The sequence below is a fragment of the Actinocrinis sp. genome, from assembly GCF_035946395.1.
GTDB lineage: Bacteria > Actinomycetota > Actinomycetes > Streptomycetales > Catenulisporaceae > Actinocrinis.
Genome location: NZ_DASYZI010000246.1, coordinates 1 through 10,531, shown reverse-complemented (window position 1 = coordinate 10,531; position 10,531 = coordinate 1). Strand labels below are relative to the sequence as shown.

Genomic DNA, 10,531 nt, shown 5'->3' with positions numbered 1-10,531 from the left:
TCCTGCCGCAGCGGTAGCGGTTGGCCCGCCGCGATGCGGATCTGGAGTCCGACGAGGTCGAGGCCGGTGACCGACTCGGTGACCGGGTGTTCGACCTGGAGCCGGGTGTTCATCTCAAGCAGGAAGAACTCGTCGTCGGCGACCAGGAACTCGACGGTGCCCGCGTTCACGTAGCCGACCTGCTTGGCGAGTCGCACCGCCGCGTGCAGCAACTGCTCGCGCAGCGCCGCCGAGATCGTCGGCGCGGGACTCTCCTCGACGATCTTCTGGTGCCGCCGCTGCACCGAGCAGTCGCGCTCGCCGAGATGCAGCACCGTGCCGAATGCATCGGCCATGATCTGCACCTCGACATGGCGGCCGCGCTCGACGTACCGCTCGACGAGCAACGTCCCGTCGCCGAAGGCCGACTCGGCCTCACGCCGTGCAGCTGTCAGCGCGTCAGGCAGATCGGTCGTGTTACGCACGATCCGCATGCCCTTACCACCGCCACCTGCCGCAGCTTTGACGAGTACCGGGAAGCGCATTTCCGGATCGTCGGGCGGATACATCGGCAGCACGGGCACGCCCGCATCGTGGGCGATTCGGCGTGCGTGGTCCTTGCGTCCCATCGCCTCGATGACATGCGCGGGCGGGCCGATGAACACGAGGCCCGCGTCACTGCACGCACGTGCGAACTCGGCCCGCTCGGACAGGAAGCCGTAGCCGGGATGCACGGCGTCCGCGCTGCTCTGCTTCGCGGCGTCGATGAGCACGTCGATGTTGAGGTACGAAGCGGACGGGGCGCTGGAGTCGGTGTCGTCCGCGCCGATCCGCACGGCCTCGTCAGCTGCGGCGACGTGTGCGGCGTCGCGATCCGCGTCCGAGTACACGGCTACGGTCCGGATGCCCATCGACCGCGCCGTGCGGATGACGCGTAGCGCGATCTCTCCGCGGTTCGCGATCAGGATCTTGGTGATTTCGCTTGTCATATCGTCGTCACATCCGGAAGACGCCGTAGCCGGTCGGGGCCGGCGGCGCGTACGAGGCGGCGGCCAGGGCGAGCCCGAGCACGCGCCGGGTGTCGGCGGGGTCGATGATGCCGTCGTCCCAGAGACGCGCCGTCGAGTAATAGGGCGAACCCTGCGTTTCGTACTGCTCGCGGATCGGCTTCTTGAACGCCTCCTCGTCCTGCGCGGACCACTCGCCGCCCGAGCCTTCGATGCCGTCGCGGCGCACCGTGGCCAGGACCGTCGCGGCCTGCTCGCCGCCCATCACCGAGATGCGCGCGTTCGGCCACATCCACAGGAAGCGCGGGTCGTACGCGCGGCCACACATGCCGTAGTTGCCCGCGCCGAACGAACCGCCGATCACGACCGTGAACTTCGGCACCGTCGCGCAGGAGACCGCGGTGACCAGCTTCGCGCCGTCCTTGGCGATGCCGCGCTGTTCGTAGTCGCGGCCGACCATGAAACCGGAGATGTTCTGTAGGAACACCAACGGGACGCGTCGCTGCTGGCACAGCTCGATGAAGTGCGCGCCTTTGAGCGAGGACTCGCTGAACAGGATGCCGTTGTTCGCGAGGATGCCGACCGGATAGCCGTGGATCTTCGCGAACGCGCACACCAACGTCTCGCCGTAACGCGCCTTGAACTCGTGCGTCTGCGAGCGGTCAACGATTCGCCGGATGACCTCACGCACGTCGTACGGGATACGTGGGTCGGCTGGCACGACGTCGTAAAGCTGAGCCGGATCCTCGGCCGGTTCCGCGGGATCGTCGGGCACCAGCCACGGTTCGGGTGGTGGGAGGGTGGCGATCGCTGCCCTGAGCAGTTCGAGCGCGTGTGCGTCGTCCTCGGCGAAGTGGTCCGCGACGCCCGACAGGCGCGTGTGCACGTCCGCGCCACCCAGTTCCTCGGCCGTGACGACCTCACCGGTCGCCGCCTTCACCAGCGGCGGGCCGCCGAGGAAGATCGTGCCCTGGTTGCGCACGATGACGGTCTCGTCGCTCATCGCCGGCACGTACGCGCCGCCTGCCGTACACGAGCCGAGCACGGCCGCCAGTTGCGGGATGCCGGCCGCGGACAGCCGGGCCTGGTTGAAGAAGATCCGGCCGAAGTGGTCACGGTCCGGGAAGACCTCATCCTGCAACGGAAGATACGCACCGCCGGAATCGACGAGGTAGACGCACGGCAGGCGGTTGGCAGCGGCCAACTCCTGGGCGCGTAGATGCTTTTTGACGGTTATCGGATAGTACGTGCCGCCCTTGACCGTGGCGTCGTTCGCGGCGACCACGCACAGCCGCCCCTGAATGCGCCCGATGCCCGCGATGATCCCGGCGGACGGAATCGGGCCGCCGTGCTCGGCGTAGAGGCCGTGGGCGGCCAGCGGGGCCAGTTCGAGGAACGGGGAGCCGGGGTCGAGCAGCCGGTCGATGCGCTCGCGCGGCAGCAGCTTCCCGCGCGCCAGGTGCTTGGCGCGGGCGCGCTCGCCCCCGCCCAGGCGGACCCGGGTCAGGTGTGCGCGCAGGTCTTCGGTGAGGCCGCGCAGGCTGGACGGGGCGCTCGTCACACCACCCTCGTCCGCGGTGGGGCGCAGGCTCGCCCGCGGTGTCGTCGACGGCACCGTTGCCGCCTTTCTGCTCGGTTCGGTGACCGGTGCTTGTGGCACGCGGCGTCTCGACTCGATGGAACTCGACCGTTCGACGGTGGCCGACGATCGTGGTCTACCCCCGGCGGTGGCCGGGTACCCCGTCAGGTTAGCCCAGAGGGAGTCCGGTGTGATTCGCCAGGAAGGCGAGCGTATCGGCGGCCAGGTCCACCCGGCGCGAGATGGCGCGGGTACTGTGCCCGACGCCGGTCTCCAGACGCAACGTGATCGGGCGCTCGACCAGATCGCCGCTGGTGGCCCACTGGAGAGCGGCGCACATCTTGCGCGCGTGCAGCAGGTCGACTCGGCTGTCGCCCTCGAAGACCGTGAACAGCACCGCCGGGTACTCGGCGCCCTCGCGCACGTTGTGCACCGGGGAGTAGGCGAGCAGCGTGGGCAACTCCTCCGGGTCGTCGGCGCTGCCGTACTCCACGGTCCACATCTCGCCGAACCCGAACCGCGCATACCGCACCATGTCCAGCAGCGGCGCGCTGCACACGACGGCGCGGTAGAGATCGGGGCGCTGCGTCAACGCGGCGCCGACCAGCAGGCCGCCGTTCGAGCCGCCGCTGATCGCGAGTTGTGGCGTGGTGGTCCAGCCCTGGCCGATCAGGTGGTGCGCGGCAGCGTGGAAGTCGTCGAAGACGTTCTGCTTCTTGGCGAAGGTGCCGGCCCGGTGCCACTCCTCGCCCTCCTCGCCGCCCCCGCGCAAGCTCGCGATCGCGTACACGCCGCCGGCTTCGACCCAGGCCAGCGCGGAGGTGTTGTATTCGGGCCGCAGGCTGATGTTGAAGCCGCCGTAGCCGTAGAGGATGGTCGGGCGGGGCTGCTCTGGGACCTCGTCTGGCTCACCGGAGATGATGAACATACGAACGGTTGTGCCGTCCTTGGACGTGTACTCGACCTGACGCGTGTACGCCGTGGGCATCGTGGGTTTGCCGGGTGCGTCGGCCCAGAGCGTCGTCTCGCCGATCCGTCCGTCGTAGTGGTAGACGCGCGCCGGGGTGCTGAAGTCGGTATAGGTGAACCACGCATCGTAGCCGCCATCGCGTCGTGCCGTCAGGTCGCTGACCGTCCCTACATGCGGCAGCGGTACGGTCCCGAGCCGCTCGCCGGTGGCCGCGTCGTGCACCGTGATCTCACCGATCGCGTGCCGAACCCGGGTGACGAGCAGCAGTGGCCGGTCCAGTTCACGGCCGTCGAGCAGGGCGAAGTCCTCGATGACCGCCTCCGGGTCCTCGGCGATCAGCTCACGCCACGCGCCCGCGGCCGGGTCGCTGACCGAGGCCGCGCAGATCCGGCCGCGCGGAGCGTCGAGTGTGGTGAGTACGAGCAGTTGCCCGGCCAACGGGCTGTCAGCGCGAGCCGGGACGAGGAAGCTCTGTGCGTCCACGCCGATGTGCACCGGCTTGAGCGGTGGTGCCGCCGGATCTGCTCCTGACAAGTCGGCAAGGTACACGTCATTACGTGTCGCAGTGCCTTCATAGGTGGCGACCTGTAGCCAGCGGCCGTCCGCCGATACCCATGCGTCGTGGTAGTTCGTCATCTTGATGCCGTCACCGAAGATCAGTACGTCCTGCTCCGGGTCCGTGCCGAGGCGATGCAGGTAAATCCGTCGGTGGTAGAGCGTCTGGTCAGGCGGTACGAGCTCGGGCGCGAGTCGGCGCGTGTAGTAGTAGCCGCTCTCGTCGCTGAGCCAGGCGACCTCGGTGTAACGCGTCCGGTCGATCGGGCCGTCGACGATCTCACCGGTCGTTACGTCGATTACGTGAAGCACGGATGCCTCGGTACCGCCCTCGGAGATCTGGTACGACAGCAACCGCCCGGACGGCGACGGGTGCCAATGGTCCAGCGTGGTCGTCCCTGCCGGGTCCAGCGCCATCGGGTCGATCAGGACCCGCTCCTCGCCGGGCTCGTCGACGGTGAGCAGTACCGGATGCTCCTGCTCCGGCAGGCGGCGGGTCAGGAAGCAGCGACCGCCCCGCCAGACCGGCGGGCTGACCACGCCGGTGGCGCTGAGTTCGGCGATCCGCCCACGCAGTCGGCCGCGCCCGGCCCAACCTTCGTGCAACTGCTCGAACAGCGTGTCCTGGGCCGCGCTCCATGCCTCGGTCTCGGGCGACGTCCCGTCCTCCAGCCAGCGATACGGGTCGCTGATGGTCAAGCCGTGGATGGTCTCGGTGATGTCGTCACGACGGGCCTTCGGATACCCGGCTTCCGGGCGGGGACTGGTCACCATCGCACGGTACCAACGCGCGATCGGGCGGGGTGCACGCGAGGTTGGACGTGAGGGTCAGCCCTGATGGCCCGAATCGTGTGGTGTGCGTCGGCTGAACGAGTGAGGTGGGCCGTGGTGTCCCGGGTGCGCCCGCGCCGGCTTTCTAGGATCAACGCACCAGAGAACTCGGGTGCGTGCGGACGGGAGACGCGGCTTGGACCGGCGCAGTGGACACGCTCAGCGCGATGAACATCCACCACGCGGCGGCAGTGTCGCTCATATGACTGTCGTCCGGCCGCGGAATCCAGCGCAGCCGACGCGGTTCCGGTTCACCCGCCGTGCCCGGATCTTCGGCCGGGTGGTCTTCGGCGCCGCGTCCGCGCTCGTACTCGTTTCCGCGGCAGCCGGCTGGTACCTGCACTCCTCGGTGCTCGGCGAGTTGGCCAGCTCGCACGCCCTGGCCGGGCTCGGCGGCTCGGGGCATCCCGACGGGGACGTCAACGTCCTGCTGATGGGACTGGACTCGCGCCGGGACAACCAGGGCAACGACCTGCCGCCCGCGATCCTGCAAGAACTGCACGCCGGCAGCTCCAGCGACGTCGGCGGATATAATACAAATACGCTGATTTTGTTGCACGTTCCGGCGGACGGCTCGCGTGCAGTGGCCCTGTCGATCCCCCGCGATGACTACGTTGACCTGCCCGAGGAGCTGGGCAAGCACAAGATCAAGGAAGCGTACGGCCGCGCAAAGGCAAACGCCGAGAACATCGCCCGCTCGGCCGGGACCACGGACCGTGCCACGCTGGAGCAGTTGGGCCGCGAGGCCGGGCGGCACGCCGCGGTCGACTCCGTGCAGCAGCTGCTCGGCGTCACGGTGGACCACTTCGCGGAGATCAACCTGGCCGGGTTCTACGACCTGGCCAACGCGCTCGGCGGCGTGCAGGTGTGCCTGCGTGAACCGGTGCACGACTGGTACTCCGGTGCGGATTTTCCGGCCGGAGTGCAGACCCTGAACGGTGCGCAGGCGCTCGCCTTCGTTCGGCAGCGGCACGGCTTGGCCAACGGAGACCTGGACCGCACGCACCGTCAGCAGGCGTTTCTCGCCTCGGCGATGCATAAATTGCAGGATGCGGGAGTGCTCGACGATCTCGGGAAGGTCAACGCTCTGCTCGACGTCGCGCGTAAGGACATCGTCGTCGATACGGACTTCGACCTGTTGTCCTTCATGCGTCAGGCCGGGGCGGTGACTTCGGGCAACGTCACGTTCTACACCCTGCCGGTCGAGGGATTCGCGACTGAGGACGGTGAATCGGTCAACCTCATCGACCCGGACAAGGTGCGCATGGTCGCGCAGCGGCTGTTGGCGGGAGGGAGCGCCGATGTCGCCGATGGCGGCGCGAGCGTGTCGGCGAGTGCAGCATCCGGCCTCGCATTGTCAGGCCCGGTGATCCCGCAGGTCGCAGCCGAGGTTGTCACGCCGAGTCCTTCGCCGACGATGCATCCGATGACGCGTAGCGCGCCGGGCAAGCGCCCTCACACGGCTGCGACAAGTAAGCATGCGGCGAGTGCAGCGGCGACAAATGCTGTGACGACAAATGCTGTGACGACAAATGCAGTGGCGACGCGTACGGCTGTATCGCGCGCAAATGAGGCAGCCGGTGCGGCAGGCGCGGCGCCGCTGGCTCAGGCGCCGGCGGTCACAGCGCCACCTGGTGTTCCATGCGTTAGTTGATCGCTCGGTTGGTTGGCCGGTCGTCTGGTGTCTTCGGTTGTCGACCGAGGAAGCAGGTCGCGGTCGTCCAGAGTTTGGTACGAGTCCTTATCGCGTGTCTTCATGCGGCCAGGCACGGGCGTGCCCGTATGCAGCCCTGCTATGGCGGCAACGCTTTGGTCCGCTCATGGACGGCGGGCGGTCCGCCGAAACCCGGCGCTCTGGTGTCCGTTGGTTAGGGTGCGCGATCGTCTGTGGTTTGCAATGACTCAAGTGGCTGCTGTGGTGTCGTCGCGTCAGTCTGCGGCGGTAGCCCGCGGGTCGGCTTCCGGTCTCGGGGCGTACGCACTTTGACGGTCTGGCCCGGAGTGCGGCGCGGTCCGGACCATGGCGCCGGAACGGCGTCGATCATGTACGCCAGTGCGTACGCGGTAGACTCGTAGTTGATCCGCCAGCCGCGGAAGTGCGGCCACGCCTCTTCAGGTGTGCGTTCGATCGGGTATCCGGCGTAACGCAGCATGTCGACACCCTGCAAGAACTCTTCGTATGTCAGCTGTATGTCCTCGTCAGGGTCCGGATCGGGGTCGTACGGTATGCCTTCCGAGCGGGCGATCTCGCGCAGGCAGGTGAAGCCGCCGCGCAGCCCGACGCGGATCGTGCCGCTGACCGGGTTGCTCGGGTTGAGCGCGAGTTCCATCGCGGCCGCGTCCATCACCGCGAGCAGGGCGATCAGCCAGTTGCGGTACGGCTGCGGCGAGCGGAAGTGGATCAGCACCGGATAGCTGGTGTGGCTCTCCGAGACCTCCGCCGACCAGCGCTCCCAGCCGCGGTAGAGGTCGGGCAGGCTGTCGAGCAGCCCCGCCACCTGCACGTGCCGGTACAGGATCTCCGGGCCCCAGGCCGGAACGCCGGCGCGCGCCTGAAGTAGCGTCACCTCCGTCTCCCTGCGGGCGTACGCCGTGTACAGCGCGGGCAGGTAGCCGACCTGGAGGCCGATTGCCACCGGTCCGGTGGCCGCGGCGCAGAAGTCGAGGAAGGTCAGCCGGTCGCGGGCGGACGAGGCGAAGCCGAGGGTGAACAGCGACGAGCCGGACTCGCGCAGCGCTGCGTCGAAGCCCAGACCGCTGGCCCCGGCCAGCAGCAGCGCGTACCCGGCCAGGAACAGCACGAGCCAGCTGATCAGCGTGATGAGGATGGCCAGCGGCGCGGCCCAGGCCAGCGCCCGGTCCTTGGTCTCATAGGCCTTGAAGCGGTCGGCCACGTACTGGAACGGCCAGCGCACCGCCGTGTGCATCGCGCGGGTGTAGACGGACTTGATCCCGCGCGGCACCACGAGGCTCACGACCACCGAGAGCCAGGTCGCGGCCACCAGGGCCGCGCCGAGCGCCAGCTCTAAGATCTTCATGCCTTACATTCTGTCGCTACGTGGCCGGGCCGCACGCGTGGGATGCTCGGCCGCGTGACCGACAACCCCATCGCATTGACGCATGAGGCCGCCGACCTGGTCCTGATCGGGGGACCTTGCTATACCGCCGACGCCGCGCGCTCGTGGACGTCGGGGATCGCGGTACGTGCGGGCGTGATCACGGCCCTTGGCGAGCAAGCGGCGCGTGACGCGATCGGGCCGCGCACACGCGTCGTGGATCTCGCCGGGAAGCTGGCGTTGCCGGGGTTCATCGACGCGCACGTCCACCCGGTGTTCGGCGGCGCGGAACGCCTGCGCTGCGACCTGACCGGTTCGCGCGACGCACACGAGGCGGTGGCTCGCGTCGCGGCGTACGCGGCGGCCAATCCACAGGTGCCGTGGATCGTCGGCGGCGGCTGGTCGATGGACCAGTTTCCGGGCGGTGCACCGAGCCGTGCATTGCTTGACGCGGTAGTGCCGGACCGTCCGGTCTTCCTGCTCAACCGCGATCATCATGACGCCTGGGCGAACAGTCTCGCGCTGCGTGTCGCCGACGTGGATCGCGACACCCCCGATCCGGTGGGAGGCCGCATCGCCCGCGAGCCCGGTGGCGAACCGGCCGGTGCGCTGCACGAGGAGGCCGCGAATCTGGTCGGCCGACATGCGCCCCGGCTCAGCGAGGACGACTATCTGGACGCGTTGCTCGAAGGCCAGCGTTACCTGCACTCCTTCGGCGTCACCGGCTGGCAGGACGCGATCGTCGGCGGATACCTCGGTTACGACGACATCCTGCCCGCGTACTTGCGTGCCGCGCGTGAGGGGCTGCTGATAGGGCACGTGACCGGCGCGTTGTGGTGGGACCGCAACCGGGGTCTGGAGCAGATCGCCGACTTGGTCGAACGGCGCGCGGCGGCTGCGGATGCCTTGACGGCTGGCTCAGCAGCCGGGCTCGGTGGCTTCACCGCCGGAACCGTCAAGATCATGCAGGACGGGATCTGCGAGAACCTGACCGCGGCGATGCTTGAGCCCTACCTCGACGGTGCCGGGCATCCCACCGGCCACCGCGGGCACAGCTATCTCGACGCCGCGCTGCTGGCCGAGGCGGTCACCCGGCTTGACGCGCTCGGCTTCCAGGTTCACGTGCACGCGATCGGCGATCGCGGTGTGCGTGAGGCGCTCGACGCGTTCGAAGCGGCGCGGGCGGCGAACGGCCCGACCGGGAACCGGCACCACATCGCGCACATCCAGGTCGTGGACCCGCAGGACATCCCGCGCTTTCGCGAACTCGACGTCACCGCGAACATGCAGGCGCTGTGGGCTGCCGAGGACGAGCAGATGCGCGCGCTCAACGAACCGGTCCTCGGCGCGCGCCGGTACGTCCGTCAGTACCCGTTCGAAGCGCTGCGGCGCAGCGGGGCCACACTCGCGGCGGGCAGCGACTGGCCGGTTTCGACTCCTGATCCGCTCCAGGCGGTGCATGTCGCGGTCAATCGGACCGTGCCAGACGCAGTGGCCGGGACAGCACCGTTCCTACCGGATCAGGCACTCGCGCTCGGCGACGCGCTCGCCGCCTACACCATCGGTTCGGCGCGGGTCTGCCGGGCCGAGACGCGCACCGGCTCGCTGGAGATCGGTAAGCGCGCCGATCTGGCCGTGCTCGACCGCGACGTGTTCGGCTCCGCAGCGCAGCGAATAGGCGAGGCCAGCGTCGTGCTGACCGTCGCGGCCGGAGCTGTTGTCCACGATGCCTACGACTCTTAACTATCTGTCCGCACCCTGATCATCGTGGGGTTAAGGACGCTGAATGACACGTTTACCTGCAAAGACGTGGAGTGTTCCGAAGAGCAAAATCTTCACATAGGCCGTATTCGCTCTTTCCGGGGTGCCTTGACGGAGTTACAGATGTCTTAGCTGCATCACCCATGCTCCGACTCCACACCCCGGAGGGAACCTTGAGCTCGCGTCGCACCCTTGTCGCGCTCGCCACCGCGGCGGCCACCGCTGTCGCGGTCCTGTCTGTCGCCGGCCCCGCGAACGCATCGACGGCGCACTACGTCGCCCTGGGCGACTCGTACGCATCCGGCCTCGGGGCCGGCAACTACGGCTCCAGCGGTTCGTGTGACCGCAGCGCCGGCGCGGCCGCCCAGCTGTGGGCGAACGCGAACAGCCCGGCTTCGTTCACCTTCGCCGCCTGCTCCGGCGCGACGACCAGCGACGTGCTGAACAGCCAGCTCGGGTCGCTGAACACGGGGACCACCCTGGTGTCGCTCATCATCGGCGGCAACGACGTGGGCTTCTCCAGCACCATGACGGACTGCGTCCTGTTCAGCACCTCCACCTGCGTCAGCGAGATCAACAGCGACGAGGCGCAGGCCAACGCGGTGCTGCCCGGCCGCTACGACAACCTGCTGAACACGATCAAGGCCAAGGCGCCCAACGCCAAGATCGTGTTCATGGACTACCCGGACTTCTACGACCTGAACGTCTTCTGCATCGGCCTGAGCGCCACCGACCACCAGAAGATCGACGAGGGCATCAACCTGCTCGACTCGCTGATCCAGCAGGCCGCCGC

General features: G+C 68.4%; 7 protein-coding genes. 3 read left to right on the top strand and 4 right to left on the bottom strand.

Annotated elements, in window-relative coordinates; all coding sequences use genetic code 11:
• From VGS97_RS15100 to VGS97_RS15090, 3 genes are all read right to left on the bottom strand, one after another.
• A partial coding sequence (locus VGS97_RS15100) for a biotin carboxylase N-terminal domain-containing protein (RefSeq protein WP_326854139.1) occupies positions 1–968 on the bottom strand: 968 nt, incomplete at its 3' end.
• 7 nt (positions 969–975) lie between these two features.
• Positions 976–2,574, bottom strand: coding sequence for a carboxyl transferase domain-containing protein (locus VGS97_RS15095; protein ID WP_326854140.1), 1,599 nt, complete (start codon positions 2,572–2,574; stop codon positions 976–978).
• A gap of 160 nt (positions 2,575–2,734) precedes the next feature.
• The gene (locus tag VGS97_RS15090) at positions 2,735–4,864 is read right to left on the bottom strand and encodes a prolyl oligopeptidase family serine peptidase (RefSeq protein WP_414641722.1); all 2,130 of its coding nucleotides are present in this window, start codon (positions 4,862–4,864) and stop codon (positions 2,735–2,737) included.
• A 259-nt stretch (positions 4,865–5,123) separates the two neighbouring features.
• Between VGS97_RS15090 and VGS97_RS15085 the strand changes: the two genes are divergently transcribed.
• Positions 5,124–6,575, top strand: coding sequence for an LCP family protein (locus VGS97_RS15085; RefSeq protein ID WP_326854137.1), 1,452 nt, complete (start codon positions 5,124–5,126; stop codon positions 6,573–6,575).
• Positions 6,576–6,789: 214 nt separating this feature from the next.
• Here the strand turns inward: VGS97_RS15085 and VGS97_RS15080 are convergent, their stop codons facing one another.
• The gene (locus VGS97_RS15080; protein ID WP_326854136.1) at positions 6,790–7,959 is read right to left on the bottom strand and encodes a hypothetical protein; all 1,170 of its coding nucleotides are present in this window, start codon (positions 7,957–7,959) and stop codon (positions 6,790–6,792) included.
• Positions 7,960–8,001: 42 nt separating this feature from the next.
• On the opposite strand from VGS97_RS15080, the gene VGS97_RS15075 reads away from it, so the two are divergent.
• Complete coding sequence (locus tag VGS97_RS15075) at positions 8,002–9,720, top strand: amidohydrolase (RefSeq protein WP_414641721.1); 1,719 nt, start codon at positions 8,002–8,004, stop codon at positions 9,718–9,720.
• 191 nt (positions 9,721–9,911) lie between these two features.
• Positions 9,912–10,531, top strand: a 620-nt coding sequence (locus tag VGS97_RS15070) for an SGNH/GDSL hydrolase family protein (RefSeq protein ID WP_326854134.1), incomplete at its 3' end; no start/stop codon positions are given.